Annotated in this window: 20 protein-coding genes; 17 read left to right on the top strand and 3 right to left on the bottom strand. The window is 56.1% G+C overall.

The features are described from left to right. Positions 1 to 68: 68 nt before the first annotated feature. Together eno and queE are read left to right on the top strand one after the other, a co-directional pair. The gene (eno, locus tag HZZ01_RS15155) at positions 69 to 1,364 is read left to right on the top strand and encodes a phosphopyruvate hydratase (protein ID WP_179898436.1); all 1,296 of its coding nucleotides are present in this window, start codon (positions 69 to 71) and stop codon (positions 1,362 to 1,364) included. A gap of 149 nt (positions 1,365 to 1,513) precedes the next feature. Then, positions 1,514 to 2,185 (top strand): 7-carboxy-7-deazaguanine synthase QueE, encoded by a 672-nt coding sequence (gene queE / locus HZZ01_RS15150; RefSeq protein ID WP_179898435.1) that lies wholly within the window; start codon positions 1,514 to 1,516, stop codon positions 2,183 to 2,185. A 96-nt stretch (positions 2,186 to 2,281) separates the two neighbouring features. Here the strand turns inward: queE and queD are convergent, their stop codons facing one another. After that, the gene (gene queD / locus HZZ01_RS15145) at positions 2,282 to 2,641 is read right to left on the bottom strand and encodes a 6-carboxytetrahydropterin synthase QueD (protein WP_179898434.1); all 360 of its coding nucleotides are present in this window, start codon (positions 2,639 to 2,641) and stop codon (positions 2,282 to 2,284) included. A gap of 299 nt (positions 2,642 to 2,940) precedes the next feature. On the opposite strand from queD, the gene cysJ reads away from it, so the two are divergent. Genes cysJ through HZZ01_RS15130 form a run of 3 tightly spaced genes read left to right on the top strand, consistent with a single transcriptional unit; the run spans position 2,941 to position 7,204 of the window. Further along, positions 2,941 to 4,752 carry an NADPH-dependent assimilatory sulfite reductase flavoprotein subunit gene (gene cysJ / locus HZZ01_RS15140; RefSeq protein WP_179898433.1) on the top strand — a complete coding sequence of 604 codons (1,812 nt, stop codon included), beginning with the start codon at positions 2,941 to 2,943 and terminating at the stop codon, positions 4,750 to 4,752. Beyond that, complete coding sequence (gene cysI, locus HZZ01_RS15135) at positions 4,752 to 6,473, top strand: assimilatory sulfite reductase (NADPH) hemoprotein subunit (RefSeq protein ID WP_179898432.1); 1,722 nt, start codon at positions 4,752 to 4,754, stop codon at positions 6,471 to 6,473. Before cysJ ends, cysI begins: the two co-directional genes overlap by 1 nt. After that, positions 6,470 to 7,204, top strand: coding sequence for a phosphoadenylyl-sulfate reductase (locus tag HZZ01_RS15130; protein ID WP_004571209.1), 735 nt, complete (start codon positions 6,470 to 6,472; stop codon positions 7,202 to 7,204). Before cysI ends, HZZ01_RS15130 begins: the two co-directional genes overlap by 4 nt. A 60-nt stretch (positions 7,205 to 7,264) precedes the next feature. Here the strand turns inward: HZZ01_RS15130 and HZZ01_RS15125 are convergent, their stop codons facing one another. Further along, positions 7,265 to 7,450: a hypothetical protein gene (locus tag HZZ01_RS15125; protein ID WP_179898431.1), complete on the bottom strand. Its 186-nt coding sequence runs from the start codon at positions 7,448 to 7,450 to the stop codon at positions 7,265 to 7,267. 15 nt (positions 7,451 to 7,465) lie between these two features. Then, positions 7,466 to 8,479: an aminopeptidase gene (locus HZZ01_RS15120; protein ID WP_179898430.1), complete on the bottom strand. Its 1,014-nt coding sequence runs from the start codon at positions 8,477 to 8,479 to the stop codon at positions 7,466 to 7,468. A 365-nt stretch (positions 8,480 to 8,844) separates the two neighbouring features. Between HZZ01_RS15120 and cysG the strand changes: the two genes are divergently transcribed. The 12 genes from cysG (at position 8,845) to nlpD (ending at position 19,159) form a co-directional block, all read left to right on the top strand. After that, positions 8,845 to 10,260 carry a siroheme synthase CysG gene (cysG, locus tag HZZ01_RS15115; RefSeq protein ID WP_179898429.1) on the top strand — a complete coding sequence of 472 codons (1,416 nt, stop codon included), beginning with the start codon at positions 8,845 to 8,847 and terminating at the stop codon, positions 10,258 to 10,260. Between the two features lie 9 nt (positions 10,261 to 10,269). Next, complete coding sequence (gene cysD / locus HZZ01_RS15110; protein WP_033733611.1) at positions 10,270 to 11,178, top strand: sulfate adenylyltransferase subunit CysD; 909 nt, start codon at positions 10,270 to 10,272, stop codon at positions 11,176 to 11,178. An 11-nt stretch (positions 11,179 to 11,189) separates the two neighbouring features. Continuing rightward, entirely contained in the window at positions 11,190 to 12,617 is a 1,428-nt protein-coding gene (gene cysN / locus HZZ01_RS15105) for a sulfate adenylyltransferase subunit CysN (protein WP_179898428.1), read from the top strand. Beyond that, positions 12,617 to 13,222 (top strand): adenylyl-sulfate kinase, encoded by a 606-nt coding sequence (gene cysC, locus HZZ01_RS15100; protein ID WP_090965709.1) that lies wholly within the window; start codon positions 12,617 to 12,619, stop codon positions 13,220 to 13,222. Before cysN ends, cysC begins: the two co-directional genes overlap by 1 nt. A 54-nt stretch (positions 13,223 to 13,276) precedes the next feature. Beyond that, positions 13,277 to 13,597, top strand: coding sequence for a DUF3561 family protein (locus HZZ01_RS15095; RefSeq protein WP_179898427.1), 321 nt, complete (start codon positions 13,277 to 13,279; stop codon positions 13,595 to 13,597). Between the two features lie 169 nt (positions 13,598 to 13,766). After that, the gene (gene ftsB, locus HZZ01_RS15090; RefSeq protein ID WP_179898426.1) at positions 13,767 to 14,084 is read left to right on the top strand and encodes a cell division protein FtsB; all 318 of its coding nucleotides are present in this window, start codon (positions 13,767 to 13,769) and stop codon (positions 14,082 to 14,084) included. A 3-nt stretch (positions 14,085 to 14,087) separates the two neighbouring features. After that, the gene (gene ispD, locus HZZ01_RS15085; RefSeq protein WP_179898425.1) at positions 14,088 to 14,804 is read left to right on the top strand and encodes a 2-C-methyl-D-erythritol 4-phosphate cytidylyltransferase; all 717 of its coding nucleotides are present in this window, start codon (positions 14,088 to 14,090) and stop codon (positions 14,802 to 14,804) included. Beyond that, entirely contained in the window at positions 14,804 to 15,286 is a 483-nt protein-coding gene (gene ispF / locus HZZ01_RS15080) for a 2-C-methyl-D-erythritol 2,4-cyclodiphosphate synthase (protein ID WP_008927107.1), read from the top strand. The genes ispD and ispF overlap by 1 nt, the downstream gene beginning before the upstream one ends. Next, positions 15,283 to 16,323 (top strand): tRNA pseudouridine(13) synthase TruD, encoded by a 1,041-nt coding sequence (gene truD, locus HZZ01_RS15075; RefSeq protein WP_179898424.1) that lies wholly within the window; start codon positions 15,283 to 15,285, stop codon positions 16,321 to 16,323. Before ispF ends, truD begins: the two co-directional genes overlap by 4 nt. A gap of 191 nt (positions 16,324 to 16,514) precedes the next feature. Then, complete coding sequence (surE, locus tag HZZ01_RS15070) at positions 16,515 to 17,276, top strand: 5'/3'-nucleotidase SurE (RefSeq protein ID WP_179898423.1); 762 nt, start codon at positions 16,515 to 16,517, stop codon at positions 17,274 to 17,276. Next, entirely contained in the window at positions 17,270 to 17,896 is a 627-nt protein-coding gene (locus tag HZZ01_RS15065; protein ID WP_179898422.1) for a protein-L-isoaspartate(D-aspartate) O-methyltransferase, read from the top strand. The genes surE and HZZ01_RS15065 overlap by 7 nt, the downstream gene beginning before the upstream one ends. A 162-nt stretch (positions 17,897 to 18,058) precedes the next feature. Next, the gene (nlpD, locus tag HZZ01_RS15060) at positions 18,059 to 19,159 is read left to right on the top strand and encodes a murein hydrolase activator NlpD (protein ID WP_179898421.1); all 1,101 of its coding nucleotides are present in this window, start codon (positions 18,059 to 18,061) and stop codon (positions 19,157 to 19,159) included. Positions 19,160 to 19,172: the final 13 nt, after the last annotated feature.

The raw sequence follows: 19,172 nt of genomic DNA, 5'->3' as shown, positions 1-19,172 counted from the left end.
GGCAGTGCGCGAACTTTTCGCGCGTTGCTTGTCTTAGGATTGACTAACTTGTACTGAGGAAAATCGTAATGTCCAAAATCGTAAAAGTCATCGGTCGCGAAATTATCGACTCACGTGGTAACCCGACTGTTGAAGCTGAAGTGCATCTGGAAGGCGGTTTCGTAGGCCTGGCCGCTGCGCCATCAGGTGCCTCTACCGGTTCACGCGAAGCGCTGGAACTGCGTGACGGTGACAAATCACGTTATATGGGCAAAGGCGTAACTAAAGCCGTTGCTGCAGTAAACGGTCCGATTGCTGAAGCGGTAAAAGGCAAAGACGCGAAAGATCAGGCGAACATCGATAAGATCATGATCGACCTGGACGGTACTGAGAACAAATCTAACTTCGGTGCTAACGCCATTCTGGCTGTTTCACTGGCAGCGGCTAAAGCTGCTGCAGCTTCAAAAGGTCAGCCACTGTATGAGCACATCGCTGAACTGAACGGCACCCCAGGCAAATACTCTATGCCACTGCCAATGATGAACATCATTAACGGCGGCGAACATGCCGACAACAACGTCGACATCCAGGAATTCATGATCCAGCCGGTTGGCGCTTCTACACTGAAAGAAGCTATCCGTATGGGTTCTGAAGTTTTCCACAACCTGGCAAAAGTGCTGAAAAGCAAAGGCATGAGCACTGCAGTTGGTGACGAAGGTGGCTATGCGCCTAACCTGGCTTCCAACGCCGAAGCGCTGGCCGTTATCGCTGAAGCGGTAAAAGCAGCAGGCTACGAGCTGGGCAAAGACATCACCCTGGCGATGGACTGTGCGGCATCTGAGTTCTACAAAGATGGCAAATATGTTCTGGCCGGTGAAGGCGGTAAAGCGTTCACGTCTGAAGAGTTCACCCACTTCCTGGAAGATCTGACTAAACAGTATCCGATCGTGTCCATCGAAGATGGCCTGGACGAATCTGACTGGGACGGCTTCGCTTACCAGACTAAAGTTCTGGGCGACAAAATCCAGCTGGTGGGCGATGACCTGTTCGTCACCAACACCAAAATCCTGAAAGAAGGTATCGATAAAGGTATCGCTAACTCCATTCTGATCAAATTCAACCAGATCGGTTCTCTGACCGAAACTCTGGCTGCGATCAAAATGGCGAAAGACGCGGGCTACACTGCCGTGATCTCTCACCGTTCAGGCGAAACCGAAGATGCGACCATCGCTGACCTGGCGGTAGGTACTGCAGCGGGCCAGATCAAAACCGGTTCAATGAGCCGTTCTGACCGTGTTGCTAAGTACAACCAGCTGATCCGTATCGAAGAAGCGCTGGGTTCTAAAGCGCCATTCAACGGTCTGAAAGAAGTTAAAGGTCAGTAATGACCCTGTGCTGATGTCGCGTTAAGCGGCATCGCATATTCTGAAAGCCCCGCCTTGTGCGGGGCTTTTGCTTTTTCGTGTCGCGCAGCTGTTGTTGTGCGGCACACGCTGGCATAATCAGCGCCCCGATTTCTCCAGGCGAGTAAAAAATGTTCTACCCGATTAACGAAATGTTCCAGACACTGCAGGGCGAAGGTTATTACACCGGCGTGCCTGCCATTTTCATTCGCCTGCAGGGATGCCCGGTGGGCTGTAGCTGGTGCGATACCAAGCACACCTGGGAAAAGCGGACAGATCGGGAAACGTCGCTGGGCGATATTTTGATCAAGACAGTGGAAAGCGATGCCTGGGGTGATGCCGACGCGGCGAGCCTGGTGAGCGCCATTGCGCAGCAGGGCTGGACGGCGCGCCACGTGGTGATCACCGGCGGTGAACCAGCGATTTACGACCTGCGTCCGTTAACGACTGCGCTGGAACAACACGGTTTCCAGTGTCAGATTGAAACCAGCGGCACCCACGAGATCCACTGCTCCGAACAGACCTGGGTAACCGTTTCCCCGAAGGTGAATATGCGCGGCGGTTACGATGTGCTGCCCCAGGCGCTGAGCCGGGCCGATGAAATCAAACATCCGGTGGCGCGCGAGCGTGATGTGGAAGCGCTGGATCTGCTGCTGGCAGGGATAAATGACACCAAAGCCCGGATCATCGCGTTACAGCCGATCAGCCGCAAAGATGATGCCACCCGACTCTGTATTGAAACCTGCATTGCACGCAACTGGCGTCTGTCGATGCAGACCCATAAATACCTCAATATCGCCTGATAAAGTGCGTTGAGTGGTTAACCGCAGGGAAGAGGGAATTCAGATGCGTGACGGAGAGGGGAATAGCGTCGGATCGAAGGGTTCGATCCGACAGGCCTAGCCGCGGTAAACGCAGCCTGCAGTACAGGTTTCTTTGATCATTACCGCGCTCAACAGCGGCAGTTCTGGCTTCATCTGATCCCAGATCCATTTCGCCAGCACTTCGCTGGTGGGATTTTCCAGGCCAGGAATATCATTCAGATAGTAGTGGTCCAGCCGATTGTAGACCGGCTTAAACGCCGCCTTCAGTTCAGCAAAATCCATAACCCAGCCGGTATGCGCATCCACTTCGCCGGTAATCTCCAGACGAACCAGGAACGAATGACCGTGCAGACGGCCACATTTGTGTCCGGCCGGCACATTCGGAAGATGGTGCGCGGCTTCGAACTGGAACTCTTTAAACAAGGTGGTAGACATAGTGGTTCTCAGACATTAAAAAACCGCTGAATTCTACCTGATTACCGCTTTTTTCGCACCCGCACCGCACAAAGCGATACTTTTCCTGTGCGTTCTCTCCCTTACTTCCAGCTAATTAACTGATATATCACCGCTTTGCTTACCACTTTTAACGATTACGACTATCTGGAAAACCATTTAGTCATTTTGGTTATTTGATATGTCGAAGGTGTATTTAATCGTTAATATACGGACCGGTAACCTACGCACTCTTCCGCCACTTTACGGTCCGGACTTCTGATACTGGAATTTTTAACGCGATGACGACTCAGGCACCTGGTTCAATGCTTCCGCTCTCCCCGGAACAACTCGCCCGCTTACAGGCGGCGACGACAGATTATTCCCCGACTCAACTGGCGTGGCTGTCAGGCTATTTCTGGGGCCGGGTTGAACAGACGCCGGGTAGCGCCGTCGCCAGCACTGCATCCGCGCCTGCTCCGGCTGAAGTGCCCGCCATTACGCTGCTTTCCGCTTCCCAGACCGGTAACGCCCGTCGTCTGGCTGAACAGTTGCGTGATGACCTGCTGGCCGCGAAGCTGAACGTCAATCTGGTGAATGCCGGTGATTACAAATTCAAACAGATTGGCCAGGAAAAAATGCTGGTGGTTGTGACCTCCACCCAGGGCGAAGGCGAGCCGCCGGAAGAGGCGGTGGCGCTGCATAAATTCCTGATGTCGAAAAAGGCACCCAAAATGGCCGGTGCAGCTTTTGCGGTGTTTGGCCTGGGCGATACCTCCTATGAATTCTTCAGTCAGGCGGGCAAAGATTTTGACACTCGTCTGGCCGAACTGGGCGGCGAACGTCTGCTGGATCGCGTCGATGCGGACGTCGAGTATGCTGAGCAGGCTACCGCCTGGCGCAGTGCGCTGACGGAAATTCTGAAAAAGCGCGTGCCGACCGAATCCCCGGCGCAGGCTGCAGCGACAGCGGCAGGCAGCGTCAACGAAGTCACTACCAGTCCCTACAGCAAAGAGTCTCCGCTCAGCGCCAGTCTGGCGGTGAATCAGAAAATTACCGGACGTGACTCAGATAAAGATGTACGCCATATCGAAATCGATCTGGGCGACTCGGGTCTGCGCTACCAGCCTGGCGATGCGCTGGGCGTCTGGTATGAAAATGACGCGGCGCTGGTCAGCGAGCTGCTGGAGCTGGTGTGGCTGAAAGGCGATGAGTCAGTAGAGGTTCAGGGCAAAACCCTGCCGCTGGCTGAGGCGCTGCAGAAGCATTTCGAGCTGACGGTGAATACTGCGCAGATCGTGTCGCAGTATGCCCAGCTGTCCCGCAACGCCGAGCTGCTGTCGCTGGTGGATGATAAAGCCAGGTTGCAGCAGTATGCGCAGCACTATCCGATTGTGGATATGGTGCGTCTGGCGCCAGCTGAACTCACTGCAGAACAGCTGACCAGTATGTTACGACCCCTGACGCCGCGACTCTACTCTATTGCCTCTTCGCAGGCCGAAACCGAGTCCGAAGTGCACATCACCGTGGGTGCCGTGCGCTTTGATATTGAAGGTCGTCAGCGCGGCGGCGGTGCATCGACCTGGCTGGCCGATCGCATCGAAGAAGAGGGCGAAGTCCGCGTCTTTATCGAACACAACGACAATTTCCGCCTGCCGGCTAATCCGGACGCGCCGGTGATCATGATTGGCCCTGGCACCGGCATCGCGCCGTTCCGCGCCTTTATGCAGCAGCGCGACAACGACGGTGCCAGCGGCAAAAACTGGCTATTCTTTGGTAATCCGCACTTCACCGACGATTTCCTCTATCAGGTGGAGTGGCAGAAATATGTGAAGGATGGTCTGCTGACGAATATCGATCTCGCCTGGTCACGCGATCAGGCAGAGAAGATTTACGTACAGGATAAGATCCGCGCGAAAGGGGCCGAAGTCTGGCGCTGGATTGAAGAGGGCGCGCATCTTTATGTCTGTGGCGATGCGAACCGTATGGCAAAAGACGTCGAGCAGGCACTGCTGGATGTGGTGGTCGAACACGGCGGAATGGATCGTGAAACGGCCGACGAATTTTTAAGTGAGCTGCGCATTGAGCGCCGTTATCAGCGAGACGTTTACTAATGAGTGATAAACACCCTGGACCGCTGGTTGTCGAAGGCAAATTAACAGACGCTGAGCGTCTGAAGAAGCAGAGTAACTATCTGCGCGGCACCATCAAAGAAGATCTGGAAGAAGGTCTGACCGGCGGTTTTACCGGCGACAACTTCCTGTTAATCCGTTTTCACGGCATGTATCAGCAGGACGATCGCGACATTCGCGCCGAACGTGCCGAGCAGAAGCTGGAACCGCGCCATGCGATGATGCTGCGCTGCCGACTGCCGGGTGGCATCATTACGCCGACCCAGTGGCTGGCCATCGACAAATTTGCCACCGATAAAACCATTTATGGCAGCATCCGTCTGACCAACCGTCAGACCTTCCAGTTTCACGGTATTCTGAAGAAGAACGTCAAGCCAACGCACCAGATGCTGCATGAAGTCGGACTGGATGCGCTGGCGACCGCCAACGATGTGAACCGTAATGTGCTCTGTACTTCGAATCCGGTGGAATCGGAACTGCATCAGGAAGCCTATGAGTGGGCGAAGAAGCTCTCTGAGCATCTGCTGCCACGCACCCGTGCCTATGCAGAGATCTGGTGGGATAAAGAAAAAGTCGCCACCACCGATGAAGAACCGATCCTCGGTGAAACCTATCTGCCGCGTAAATTCAAAACCACGGTAGTGATCCCGCCGCATAACGATGTGGATCTGCACGCCAACGATCTGAACTTTGTCGCGGTCGCCGAGCACGGCAAGCTGGTGGGCTTCAACCTGCTGGTGGGCGGCGGCCTGTCGATTGAGCACGGTAATAAAGCAACGTATGCGCGCACCGCCAGCGAGTTTGGTTATTTCCCGGTTGAGAAGATCCTTGATGTAGCCGAGGCGGTTGTCACGACTCAGCGCGACTGGGGTAACCGTACCGACCGTAAAAACGCCAAAACTAAGTACACTCTGGAACGCGTTGGCGTCGAGACCTTTAAAGCAGAAGTTGAAAAACGTGCCGGTGTGACATTTGAGCCGATCCGTCCCTATGAGTTCACCACCCGTGGCGATCGCATTGGCTGGATCAAAGGCATCGACAATAAATGGCACCTCACGCTGTTTATTGAAAATGGCCGACTGCTCGACTATCCGGGCCGACCGCTGAAAAGCGGCATCGCGGAAATTGCGAAAATTCATCAGGGTGATTTCCGCCTGACCGCTAATCAGAACCTGATTGTGGCGGGCGTGCCGGAAAGTGAAAAAGCGCAGATCGAAGCGATCGCCCGTGAACATGGTCTGATGGATCACGTCACCCCACAGCGCGAAAACTCGATGGCCTGCGTCGCGTTTCCGACCTGTCCGCTGGCGATGGCAGAAGCCGAACGTTTCCTGCCAGCGTTTGTGACCAAAGTGGAAGGGATCATGCACGCGCATGGCGTCGGCGATGAGCACATAGTGTTACGCGTTACTGGTTGTCCGAACGGTTGCGGCCGTGCCATGCTGGCTGAGCTGGGTCTGGTGGGTAAAGCGCCAGGCCGCTACAACCTGCATCTGGGCGGAAACCGCAGCGGAACGCGTATTCCCCGTATGTACCGTGAAAACATTAACGAAAGCGAAATTCTCGCCACGATTGATGAGCTGGTGGGACGCTGGGCCACCGAGCGCCAGGCCGCAGAAGGCTTTGGTGACTTCACCATCCGCGCGGGCATTGTTGCGCCGGTGCTGGACCCGGCACGCGATTTTTGGGAGGAAGCAAAATGAGTCAGCCCGACCTCGCAGCACTGAATGAGATGTCCAAAGTCCAGCGTGCAATGGCGCTGGCTGCGACCAATGCGCAGCTGGAGAAGTCATCAGCGGAAGAGCGGGTCAGCTGGGCGCTGGAGAATCTGCCGGGCGCCTATGTGCTCTCCTCCAGTTTCGGTATTCAGGCCGCGGTGTCGCTGCATCTGGTGACGCGTCAGCAGCCCGATATTCCGGTGATCCTGACTGACACCGGCTATTTGTTCCCGGAGACCTATCGTTTTATTGATGAGCTGGCAGACCAGCTCAATCTCAACCTCAAAGTGTTTCGCGCTGAAACCTCACCGGCCTGGCAGGAAGCGCGTTACGGCAAACTGTGGGAGCAGGGCGTTGAGGGGATTGAGAAATATAACGAGATTAACAAAGTCGAGCCGATGAACCGCGCTATTGAAACCCTGGGCGCGCAGACCTGGTTTGCCGGCCTGCGCCGCGATCAGTCCGGCAGCCGGGCGAATCTGCCGGTGCTGGGCGTGCAGCGTGGCGTCTTCAAGCTGCTGCCGATTATCGACTGGGATAACCGCCAGATTCATCAGTATCTGGAGCAGCACAAGCTGAAGTACCATCCGCTGTGGGATGAAGGTTATCTTTCGGTGGGCGATACCCATACCACCCGCAAGTGGGAGCCGGGTATGGCAGAAGAAGAGACACGCTTCTTCGGTCTTAAGCGTGAGTGTGGTCTGCACGAAGGCTAATGCCGTACTTCTCTCCCTGAAATCAGGGAGAGAAGTGTTTCGCGACCGTCAGGCGGGAGGTTAAACGCCTTTTAATCCGGCAAACGCCTCCGCTGCACGGGTCACATTCACTTTCGTCACCTCATACTCTGCCACCGCGACAAACGGATCTTCCGCTAAGATCGCCTCCAGCGCTTCACGTTCCATCTCCCTGACCAGCAGCGCGTCAACGTCTTCTATCGGACGAAAATAATTCAGAAAGACCACGTACCTATCAGACCATCACACTTTGGGATTGCTCAGTTCGCTGATCAGCGGCAGCAGCACGCGGATGCTGTCGCGGGTTCGCACGGCTATCTGACCCGGCAGCCAGCGGTCGATATAGCTCAGATTATCCAGGTCAGTCTGATGACGGGTCACGCCATCAGGAAAGTGCGGGCTGCGATGACGCTGCAGCGCGCCATCTTTGTTACCCAGCGTCCAGTTGCTGGCGGTGACATCCAGCAACGGAAAGCCCGCCTTGTCGAAGGCATTCAGACCGTTAAAGTCCTTGCGATTCAGCTGATGACTGGCGGCGGGAATGCCCTGCTGACGCGCCAGTAGCAGGGCGCGATCGCTGGTCTGCTTGCGCACCGCCCTGGGCGTGTTCATGCCGCTATTGAAATAGAGATGATCGCCGGTGATCAGGCTGTTGAGATCGATGACCAGCAACGTGTTCTTCTTTTCGCGCGCGCTCATACGCTCAACATAATCATCCATGCCGTGCAAATCCATTTCTCCGGCGCTCAGGGCTACAAAGCGGATGCCATAGTGCAGCGGCTTGCGACTCAGCTGCTGTGCCAGCTCCAGCATCACGCCAAGGCCGGACGCATTATCGTCAACACCCTGCAGCCGTAAGCCACCCAGATTATGATGGACCTGGTTGCTGTTTTGCGGCGTCCAGGTATCCAGATGCGCCACGATCAGAATCTCCTGCGGCACGCTGCCTGCGCGCGCAGCAATCACCGAAGTGGCCGTGAGCTTATGCCAGCGCTGCGTGCCGTCATCTTCCTGCCACTTATAGCCGGTGTTGAACTGGCGGGTATTGGTTTTATAACCCAGCGCGGTAAATTGCTGTTGCAGGTAGTCAGCGGCCATCAGCTCAGCCGGACTGCCGCTCATGCGGCCAGGGAAATAAGTGGCGATGTGCCGGACCTGCTGTTCGGCAAACTGGCCAGTTTGCGAGGCCAGCGCCAGCGGGGAAATGAGTGCGCCAAAAAAAGCTGTCGCTACCCTCAAGCGGAGGGAACAAAACATAATGCATCCTTCTTTTCATTATCCGGGAGGCGTGCTGCATGCCGGCCAGGGCCAGTCATGTCGCGCGTATTATACTCTTTTTGTTCTGCGACCTGGTTAGCGGAATCGGGCGCTGCGTGAACAGAAAGAAGCGACGCGCACTTATCGCTGGCACTTATCTGCTTTTACAGCCGCAGGAACGAGTGCGAATCTGTGAACCTGTTCACGAAAAAGGCATTAAATTTCATCTGCTAAGACCAAATTGTTCTGTGCTTTGCGGCGTCGTTATTCCATTCGGTAACTACTCATTCCAATTCGTAATTTCATCTGGATAAACCCAGCGACGTATAGTCGCGTTAATACAAAGTTAAAACATCAGGGTTAACGTGGACTATTTGCCTCTTTTTGCCGATCTCTCTGGCCGCCCGGTTCTGGTTGTCGGCGGTGGAGATATTGCGTCGCGAAAAATTGAACTGTTGCGTCGTGCGCGTGCGCGCGTTCTGATCGCCTCTCGTGAACTTTGCCCTGAACTGCAGGAACTGCTGGATAAGCAGGAGCTGGAGTGGCTGGCGACCGAATTTGATCCGTCCCAGCTGGATGGCGTTTTCCTGGTGATTGCTGCCACCGATGACAACCATCTCAACGCCCAGGTGTTTGAAGCCGCTAACGCGCGGCATAAGCTGGTTAACGTGGTGGATGACCAGCCAAAATGCACCTTCATCTTCCCCTCGATTGTTGACCGCTCACCGCTGGTGGTGGCGATCTCCTCCAGCGGCACTGCACCGGTGCTGGCACGCATGCTGCGCGAAAAAATCGAAACGCTGCTGCCCGCCAGCCTCGGCCAGATGGCAGAAGTGGCCGGACTCTGGCGCGATAAAGTCAAACAGCGCTTCAGCCGCATGTCTGATCGTCGGCGCTTCTGGGAAAGGGCTTTTAACGGCCGGTTCGCCAGTGAGATGTCAGCCGGTAACGTCGAAGAGGCGAAACGCACGCTGGACCGTGAACTGCAGGAAGAGCCGACCCGCCAGGGCGAAATTTTTCTGGTGGGAGCCGGGCCTGGTGACAGCGGCCTGCTGACGCTGCGCGGGCTGCAGGTGATGCAGTTAGCCGATGTGGTGCTCTATGACCATCTGGTCAGCGAAGAAGTACTGGATCTGGTGCGCCGCGACGCCGATCGCATCTGCGTCGGCAAACGGGCCAGCGCACACACGTTGCCGCAGGAAGAGATAAACCAGTTACTGGTTTCACTGGCGCTGAAAGGCAAGCGTGTTGTCCGCCTTAAAGGTGGTGATCCGTTTATCTTTGGCCGTGGCGGCGAAGAACTGCAGGCGGCGCAGCAGGCGGGCATTCCTTTCCAGGTGGTGCCGGGCGTTACCGCGGCTGCCGGGGCGACAGCCTATGCCGGTATTCCGCTGACCCATCGCGATTACGCGCAGAGCGTGATGTTTATTACCGGTCACTGCCGTCCCGATGGGGATGACATTGACTGGCCATCGCTGGCGCGTGCGCGTCAGACGCTGGCGATCTACATGGGAACGGTTAAAGCGGCTGCCATCAGCCAGGCGCTGATTCAGCACGGTCGTGCGCCGTCAACGCCGGTGGCGGTAATCAGTCGCGGCACCCGTCAGGATCAACAGGTGCTGACCGGCACCTTAGAACAACTTGAGGCGCTGGCCGCCTCAGCACCTACTCCGGCGCTACTGGTGATCGGCGAGGTGGTTAATCTGCACGGGCAACTCGCCTGGTTTAAACATTCGGCACAGCAGGGGGCTCGCGAGTCCGCCGTTGTCAATCTGGCTTGAGGGAAAATCATGGACCAAAAACGACTCACTCATCTGCGTCAGCTGGAGGCGGAGAGTATTCACATCATTCGCGAAGTCGCGGCGGAGTTCAGCAACCCGGTGATGATGTACTCCATCGGTAAAGACTCTTCGGTGATGCTGCATCTGGCGCGTAAAGCCTTCTATCCAGGCACGCTGCCATTTCCGTTACTGCATGTGGATACCGGCTGGAAATTCCGCGAAATGTATGAATTTCGCGACCGCACCGTGAAAGCGATGGGCGCAGAGTTGCTGGTTCACCGCAACCCGGAAGGTGTGGCGATGGGGATTAACCCGTTTGTCCACGGCAGTGCTAAACACACTGACATTATGAAAACCGAAGGGCTGAAGCAGGCACTGAACAAATATGGTTTTGATGCGGCCTTTGGCGGCGCACGTCGCGATGAAGAGAAGTCACGTGCCAAAGAGCGTATCTACTCCTTCCGTGACCGCTTCCATCGCTGGGACCCGAAAAACCAGCGCCCTGAGCTGTGGCACAACTACAACGGTCAGATCAACAAGGGCGAGAGCATCCGCGTCTTCCCGCTGTCGAACTGGACCGAACTGGATATCTGGCAGTACATCTTCCTGGAAAACATCGAGATCGTACCGCTCTATCTCGCCGCGCCACGTCCGGTGCTGGAGCGTGATGGCATGCTGATGATGATCGATGACGATCGCATCAACCTGCAGCCGGGTGAAGAGATCACCCAGCGGATGGTCCGTTTCCGTACGCTCGGCTGCTGGCCGCTGACTGGTGCAGTCGAGTCCGAAGCGCAGACGCTGCCTGAGATCATCGAAGAGATGCTGGTTTCCACCACCAGCGAGCGTCAGGGCCGCATGATCGATCGCGATCAGTCCGGTTCGATGGAACTGAAAAAACGCCAGGGTTATTTCTAAGGAGACGCCAGATGAATACCGTAATTGCACAACAGATTGCTGACCAGGGCGGCGTTGAAGCCTGGCTGACCACTCAACAGCACAAGAGCCTGCTGCGTTTTCTGACCTGCGGCAGCGTTGACGACGGAAAAAGTACTCTGATTGGCCGTCTGTTGCATGATACCCGTCAGATCTATGAAGATCAGCTTTCCTCGCTGCACAACGACAGCAAACGCCATGGCACCCAGGGCGAGAAACTCGATCTGGCGCTGCTGGTAGATGGTCTGCAGGCTGAGCGTGAGCAGGGCATTACCATTGATGTGGCCTACCGCTACTTCTCGACTGAAAAGCGTAAATTTATTATCGCCGACACGCCGGGACATGAGCAGTACACCCGTAATATGGCGACCGGTGCATCTACCTGTGATCTGGCGATCCTGTTGATCGACGCGCGTAAAGGCGTGCTGGATCAGACCCGTCGTCACAGCTTTATCTCGACGCTGCTGGGGATCAAACACCTGGTGGTGGCGATCAACAAGATGGATCTGGTGGAGTACGATCAGGCACGCTACGAGCAGATCAAACAGGATTACCTGGATTTTGCTGGCCAGCTGCCGGACGACCTCGATATCCGCTTTGTGCCAATGTCGGCGCTGGAAGGGGATAACGTGGCCTCTGCCAGTCAGACGATGTCGTGGTACAGCGGCCCGACACTGCTGGATGTACTGGAGACTGTGGAGCTGAAGCGCGTCGTCGATCATCAGCCGATGCGTTTCCCGGTGCAGTATGTCAACCGTCCTAACCTGGATTTCCGTGGCTATGCCGGTACCCTGGCATCAGGCAGCGTGCAGGTGGGCCAGCGCGTTAAAGTACTGCCGTCTGGCGTGGAGTCGACCATTGCCCGCATTGTGACCTTTGATGGCGATCTGCAGGAAGCGGGCGCTGGCGAAGCGATCACCCTGGTACTGCAGGATGAGATTGATATCAGCCGTGGCGATCTGCTGGTCGATGCCAGCGAAACGCTGGCTGCGGTTCAGTCTGCCAGCGTTGACGTGGTCTGGATGGCAGAACAGCCGCTGCAGGCCGGTCAGAGCTATGATCTGAAAATCGCCGGTAAGAAAACCCGTGGTCGGGTAGAGAAGGTGCTGCATCAGGTCGAGATCAACTCGCTGGAGACGCGTCAGGTTGATGCACTGCCGCTGAACGGTATAGGTCGCATTGAGTTAACCTTCGACGAACCGATGGTACTCGACAGCTATCAGCAGAACCCGGTGACCGGCGGCATGATCTTTATCGATCGCCTGACCAACGTCACCGTAGGTGCCGGCATGATTCATCAGCCAAACCATGATGCCCCGGTTAACGCTGGTGAGTTCAGCGCATTTGAGCTGGAACTGAATGCGCTGGTGCGCCGTCATTTCCCACACTGGAATGCACGCGATCTGCTGGGCGGTCAATAATGGCTCAGCACGATGATAACGTGGTGTGGCATGACCATCCGGTAACACGAGCCTCACGCGAACAGCAGCACGGCCATCAGGGCGTGGTGCTGTGGTTCACCGGGCTTTCGGGCTCGGGGAAATCGACGGTCGCAGGTGCGCTGGAGCAGGCGCTGCACCGCATCGGTGTCAGCACCTATCTGCTGGATGGTGACAATGTGCGTCACGGCCTTTGTCGTGACCTCGGCTTCAGCGATGATGACCGCAAGGAGAACATCCGGCGGGTCGGCGAAGTGGCGAAACTGATGGTGGATGCCGGACTTGTGGTGCTTACGGCCTTTATTTCGCCGCATCGCGCCGAGCGTCAGATGGTGCGTGACCTGCTGGAGCCGGGGCAGTTTATCGAAGTGTTTGTCGATACGCCGTTAGCGGTGTGCGAAGCGCGCGACCCGAAAGGGTTATACCGCAAAGCACGCGCTGGTGAGCTGCGTAATTTCACCGGTATCGACAGCGTCTATGAAGCACCCGAAAGCCCGGAAATCCAGCTGGATGGAGAACAATTGGTTACAAAACTGGCCGCCCAATTGTTAGACGTACTGCGCGACCGCGATATCATCAGATCCTGAAGAGACAGCGGCAAATCGCTTCGGGTTTGCCGCCCTCGCTACAACAGGATGCCTATGCAGAACATCACACCCATGCTCGCTCGTAAAGATGACTCCCCCCAGGATGAGCCACGCTCATTGCTGCCGGGCGGCGTTATCGGCTTACTCGCTTACTGGTGTGCGCTGGCACTTCCTTTCCTGCTGTTCGGCTCTAACACCCTGTTCTTCTTTCTCTATACCTGGCCATTCTTTCTGGCGCTGCTGCCGGTTGCCGTGGTTACGGGCATCGCACTGAGTACGCTGCTGAGCGGACACTGGCTCTGGGCCGCCCTCGCCACGGTCATTATGGTGGTGACTCTCTTCTGGTTAATGTTCTCTTTTCTCTCCGGCTGGTAAGCCATTACGGCGTCCGCGCTGATGTGCAAACGCATCGGCAGGTTACAAATCTTTTCCCGTCAGAATCGGTACTGATTACACAGACGCGCAGCAAAGCGCGCCATTTTCGCCGCTGGTGTGGAGTCCTGTGCAAAGTTATGGGATGATTGGGCCGTTTTTAGGGGGCGGGATGGGAAAACTGACGTTACTGTTATTGGTGCTGCTTGGCTGGCTACAATATTCGTTGTGGCTGGGGAAAAATGGCATCCATGACTATACGCGCGTCAATGATGATGTCGCGGTGCAACAGGCAAACAATGCCAAACTTAAATCGCGAAACGATCAGCTGTTTGCCGAAATTGACGATCTCAATGGCGGCTCGGAAGCGATCGAGGAGCGCGCACGCAATGAACTGGGCATGATTAAGCCCGGTGAGACTTTCTATCGTCTGGTGCCTGACCAGAGCAAACGCAACGCGCAACAAGCAGCGCTCAACCAACAACGATAAAACATGAACACTCTGGCCTCCCTTGCGGATGTGATTGCCGTGGTGCCTGCTGCCGGGATCGGCAGCCGCATGCAATCAACCTGTCCGAAGCAGTATCTGACGATTGGTCAGCACACCCTTCTGGAACACAGCATTGCTCGTCTGTTTTCCCATCCCGCCATCAAACAGGTGATTGTCGCCCTCAGCCCTGATGATCAGCATTTCGCTTCGCTGCCGCTGGCTCGCGATCCTCGTGTGCTCAGGGTCACAGGCGGAGAGACCCGCGCCGAATCGGTGCTGGCCGGATTGCAGGCCGCACAGGGTTCCGCCTGGGTGCTGGTTCATGACGCTGCGCGTCCCTGTCTGCATCCCGACGACCTCCAGAAACTGCTTAACGTGCGTGAACAGAGCCACGTGGGTGGAATTCTCGCTGCACCAGTGCGCGACACCATGAAACGGGGCGAGCCAGGCAAAGACGCAGTGGCCCATACCGTGGAACGCGACGATCTCTGGCACGCCTTAACACCGCAATTTTTCCCGCATGCGCTGCTTACTGCCTGCCTGACGCGGGCGCTGACAGAAGGCGCAACCATCACCGATGAAGCCTCGGCGCTGGAGTATTGCGGTTACCATCCGCTGCTGGTCAGCGGACGCAGTGATAACATCAAAGTCACCCGGCCAGAGGATCTGGCGCTGGCGGCTTTTTATCTGAATCAGATTCAATTAAAGGAGAGCGCATGATGCGTATCGGTCACGGTTTTGACGTTCACGCCTTTGGCGGAGAGGGTCCGTTAGTGATTGGCGGTGTGCGGATCCCGTTTGAACACGGTTTTATCGCCCATTCGGATGGCGATGTGGCGCTGCATGCGCTGACTGATGCGCTGCTGGGCGCAGTGGCAATGGGGGATATCGGCAAGCTGTTCCCCGACACCGATCCGGCCTTCAAAGGAGCCGACAGCCGCGGCCTGCTGCGTGAAGCCTGGCGTCGTATCGAAGCCAAAGGCTATCGCATCGGTAATGTCGACGTTACGATTATTGCTCAGGCACCGAAAATGCTGCCGCACGTGCCGCAGATGCGCATTAACATTGCAGAGGATCTGGGCTGCCATATGGACGCGGTCAACGTTAAAGCGACTACTACCGAGAAACTCGGCTTTACCGGGCGCGGCGAAGGCATTGCCTGCGAAGCGGTCGCGTTAGTCCTGAAAGCTGACAGCCAATGATTCTGAATTACCTGCACGGCACACCCAGGGCTTCTGGCGTGATCAAAGCCAATCCGGAAGATTTCGTGGTGATTGAAGATCTCGGTTATAGCGCGGATGGTGAAGGTGAGCACTTACTGGTGCGCATCCGCAAAGTCGGGGCCAATACCCGCTTTGTAGCGGAGGCACTGGCTAAGTATCTCGGTATTCATCAGCGCGACATGAGCTATGCCGGGATGAAAGATCGCCATGCGGTGACAGAACAGACGCTCTGTTTTCGTCTGCCGGGTAATGCAATGCCCGACCTGCGCGGTTTTGCGCTGGAAGGGATCGAGATCCTTCAGGCGGTGCGCCACAAACGCAAGCTGCGCATCGGCGCGCTGGCAGGGAATGCGTTCCGTCTGGTCATCCGCCAGATTAGTGACCGTAATGCAGTCGAAACGCGACTGGCGCAGATTCGCGATGCGGGCGTACCCAACTATTTTGGTGAACAGCGCTTTGGTCGCGGTGGCAACAACCTGGTGATGGCGGAAAAATGGGCGCGCAATGAAATCATTGTTCGTGACCGCAACAAGCGCAGCCTGATGCTCTCTGCCGCGCGCAGTGCGCTGTTTAATCAGGTGACCAGTGCGCGTCTGCAACAGCAGGGCGGCCTGACTCAGGTGCTTAACGGCGATGCTTTACAGCTGACCGGACGCGGCAGCTGGTTTATCGCTCAACCTGATGAACTTGAAGAGTCACAGCGCCGGGTTGATCAGCATGAGCTGCGCATTACCGCGCCGCTACCCGGACGTGGTGAGCCGGGCCCGCAGGCTGACGCGCTTGCCTTCGAACAGCAGGCGCTGGCGAATGACACGCTGCTGCTGGGACTGATTGAACGTGAAAAGGTTGATGCAGCCCGTCGCGCCATGCTGATGGTGCCGCGCGATATGCAGTGGAGCTGGTGGGATGACGTCACGCTGTCGCTGTCATTCTGGCTGCCCGCAGGCAGCTTTGCGACCAGCGTGGTTCGTGAGCTACTGACCCCCGCAGACTCGCCCGATCAGATTGATGAGTAATCTTCGCCGCAACCTGACCCGCTGTGTGGGTAATGTTGCGGCAAACCCCCACTGTCGTGTGATTTACGCCTACCACTTCCTGGCGCGCCTCGCTAGAATGCAAAAATCGCTGTCCATTTCTCACCTGTTGCCATGCCGTTAAAACAGGTTCAGTCACGGCGACCAGTCGAATAAAAAAAGGTCAGAACGAAATGCGGATATTGCTCAGCAACGATGACGGCATTCATGCGCCAGGTATTCAGACTCTGGCGAAAGCCCTGCGGCAGATTGCTGACGTACAGGTTGTTGCCCCCGATCGTAACCGAAGCGGTGCCTCAAACTCATTAACGCTGGAAACACCTCTGCGTACGTTCACCCATGAAAACGGTGATATCGCGGTTCAGATGGGGACGCCGACCGACTGCGTCTATCTGGGGGTGAATGCGCTGATGCAGCCGCGTCCCGACATTGTGGTATCAGGCATCAATGCTGGCCCCAATCTGGGCGACGATGTGATCTATTCCGGCACAGTGGCGGCAGCAATGGAGGGACGACATCTTGGCTTACCGGCAATCGCGGTGTCGCTCAATGGCCATCAGCATTACGACACCGCAGCGGCGGTGACCTGCGCACTCCTCAGGGCGCTGACGCATGAACCGCTGCGTACCGGCCGCATTCTCAACATCAATGTCCCTGATCTGCCGTTGTCCGAACTAAAAGGTATCCGCGTGACGCGCTGTGGCAGCCGCCATCCAGCGGATCAGGTGATTGCGCAGCAGGATCCGCGCGGCAATACCCTCTACTGGATTGGACCACCAGGCGAAAAGCTCGATGCGGGTCCGGATACGGATTTTGCTGCCGTGGATCAGGGCTACGTCTCGGTCACCGCGCTGCATGTCGACTTAACGGCGCACAGCGCGCAGGACGTGCTCAGTGACTGGCTGGCAAAAGCTGAGGTAAACCTGGCATGGTGAATCGGCGTATTGAGACACTGCTGTCACAACTGTGTCAGCAGGGCATTGATGATGAAAACCTGCTGAAAGCCATTAGCGAGGTCCCGCGCGAACGTTTTATTGACGAGGCGTTCGAGCATAAAGCCTGGGACAATGTTGCCCTGCCTATCGGCTCTGGCCAGACGATATCTCAGCCTTATATGGTCGCGCGGATGACCGCGCTGCTGGAACTTAATCCGCATTCTCGCGTACTTGAGATTGGGACGGGTTCAGGTTATCAGACGGCGATTCTTGCCTATCTGGTGGACCATGTCTATTCAGTGGAACGCATCAAAGGGCTGCAGTGGCAAGCTAAGCGTCGCCTGAAACAGCTGGATCTGCATAATGTCTCGACCCGTCATGGCGATGGCTGGCAGGGCTGGCCTTCACGTGGCCCGTTCGACGCCATTATCGTCACTGCCGCACCACCGGAAATTCCGATTGCGCTGATAGCACAACTGGCAGAAGGCGGCATCATGGTGCTGCCGGTTGGCGAAGATCAGCAGGTACTGAAGCGCCTGCGTCGTCAGGGCGAAGAGGTCACAGAAGAGATCATCGAACCAGTACGTTTTGTCCCACTGGTGCAGGGCGATCTGGCCTGACCCTCTTCGTATTTCTTCACAACTGTTTCATGGCACCACGTACCTGATGTTGTTACTATCCGGTTTATACAACGAAAACGCAGATTTTATCGCGCCGCGCAGAGTATCCTGCTGGCAGATACAGTGAAACAGATAGATCAGAGTTGCCATCACGGGGGATTAATGAGCACGGGAAGCACACTTTTTCAGTTACGCCGTCTGGCGGCGCTTTCACTGGTAGGTTTTTGGCTGGCAGGCTGCAGCTCCAGCGACAATTCACAGGCCCCCATCAGTCGCGTTGGCGATAATGGCGGCATGAACACAAACCAGTCTGGAGCAGACACGGTTTCAGGCGGCGTTCCTGCCACACCAGCCCAGGGACAAATGTTAAGCAAAAATTCAGCATCTGTCCCCGCTACTGGTGGAATGATTAGTACCAACAGTAATGTTGAGACGCAGAATGGCCGGATTGTTTACAATCGCAGTTATCAGAACATTCCTAAGGGTAGCTACTCCGGTGAAACTTATACCGTTAAGCGAGGCGACACATTATTTTACATCGCCTGGATTACCGGCAACGATTTCCGTGATTTAGCCCAGCGCAACAATGTTCCTGCGCCATATGGCCTGAATGTCGGCCAGACTTTACAGATTGGCAATGGGTCGGGTCAGCCGATTACTGGCGGCAATCCCATTACCGTTGCTGATGCAACGCAGGGCGGGGTTCCGGCGGCACCGCAAATTAAAGCGCCTGTTGTTGCACAGCAACCTGTTATTACGTATTCTGATGATTCGGGTAATTCGGGTGGCAGCAAATTGTTGCCTTCGAAAGGAGCAAATGTTGCAACGACAACAGCTCCAGTGGTTACCGCACCCCCAACGGTTAGCAGTACAACCAACAGTTCAACGCCGGTCGGAAGCTGGCGCTGGCCGACTGACGGGAAGATTATCGATAACTTCTCTGCCGCCGAAGGTGGCAACAAAGGCATCGATATCGCCGGGACGCGCGGACAATCTGTTGTGGCCACTGCTTCAGGACGAGTGGTTTACGCAGGTAACGCACTCCGGGGTTACGGTAATTTAATCATCATTAAACACAACGATGATTACCTGAGCGCCTACGCCCACAACGATACAATGCTGGTTCGGGAACAACAGGAAGTTAAGGCGGGGCAAAAGATCGCTACCATGGGTAGCACCGGAACCAGTTCAGTCAGATTACACTTTGAAATTCGTTACAAGGGGAAATCCGTAAACCCGTTGCGTTATTTACCGCAGCGATAATCCGGCAGAACAA

The sequence above is a fragment of the Pantoea sp. WMus005 genome (genome assembly GCF_013415305.1).
GTDB classification, from domain to species: Bacteria; Pseudomonadota; Gammaproteobacteria; order Enterobacterales; family Enterobacteriaceae; genus Pantoea; species Pantoea rara.
The sequence above is the reverse complement of the archived record's forward strand: the minus strand, read 5'-3'. Positions and strand labels throughout refer to the sequence as shown.

Excerpts from the sequence above, each read along its gene's own strand:
- HZZ01_RS15130 (WP_004571209.1), top strand. The coding sequence starts at position 6,470 with ATGAGTCAGCCCGACCTCGCAGCACTGAATGAGATGTCCAAAGTCCAG.
- truD (WP_179898424.1), top strand. The coding sequence starts at position 15,283 with ATGATTCTGAATTACCTGCACGGCACACCCAGGGCTTCTGGCGTGATC.
- cysC (WP_090965709.1), top strand. The coding sequence starts at position 12,617 with ATGGCTCAGCACGATGATAACGTGGTGTGGCATGACCATCCGGTAACA.
- cysI (WP_179898432.1), top strand. The coding sequence starts at position 4,752 with ATGAGTGATAAACACCCTGGACCGCTGGTTGTCGAAGGCAAATTAACA.
- HZZ01_RS15120 (WP_179898430.1), bottom strand. The coding sequence starts at position 8,479 with ATGTTTTGTTCCCTCCGCTTGAGGGTAGCGACAGCTTTTTTTGGCGCA.
- ispD (WP_179898425.1), top strand. The coding sequence starts at position 14,088 with ATGAACACTCTGGCCTCCCTTGCGGATGTGATTGCCGTGGTGCCTGCT.
- queE (WP_179898435.1), top strand. The coding sequence starts at position 1,514 with ATGTTCTACCCGATTAACGAAATGTTCCAGACACTGCAGGGCGAAGGT.
- cysJ (WP_179898433.1), top strand. The coding sequence starts at position 2,941 with ATGACGACTCAGGCACCTGGTTCAATGCTTCCGCTCTCCCCGGAACAA.
- HZZ01_RS15065 (WP_179898422.1), top strand. The coding sequence starts at position 17,270 with ATGGTGAATCGGCGTATTGAGACACTGCTGTCACAACTGTGTCAGCAG.
- eno (WP_179898436.1), top strand. The coding sequence starts at position 69 with ATGTCCAAAATCGTAAAAGTCATCGGTCGCGAAATTATCGACTCACGT.
- surE (WP_179898423.1), top strand. The coding sequence starts at position 16,515 with ATGCGGATATTGCTCAGCAACGATGACGGCATTCATGCGCCAGGTATT.
- cysN (WP_179898428.1), top strand. The coding sequence starts at position 11,190 with ATGAATACCGTAATTGCACAACAGATTGCTGACCAGGGCGGCGTTGAA.
- ftsB (WP_179898426.1), top strand. The coding sequence starts at position 13,767 with ATGGGAAAACTGACGTTACTGTTATTGGTGCTGCTTGGCTGGCTACAA.
- queD (WP_179898434.1), bottom strand. The coding sequence starts at position 2,641 with ATGTCTACCACCTTGTTTAAAGAGTTCCAGTTCGAAGCCGCGCACCAT.
- HZZ01_RS15095 (WP_179898427.1), top strand. The coding sequence starts at position 13,277 with ATGCAGAACATCACACCCATGCTCGCTCGTAAAGATGACTCCCCCCAG.
- ispF (WP_008927107.1), top strand. The coding sequence starts at position 14,804 with ATGCGTATCGGTCACGGTTTTGACGTTCACGCCTTTGGCGGAGAGGGT.
- nlpD (WP_179898421.1), top strand. The coding sequence starts at position 18,059 with ATGAGCACGGGAAGCACACTTTTTCAGTTACGCCGTCTGGCGGCGCTT.
- cysD (WP_033733611.1), top strand. The coding sequence starts at position 10,270 with ATGGACCAAAAACGACTCACTCATCTGCGTCAGCTGGAGGCGGAGAGT.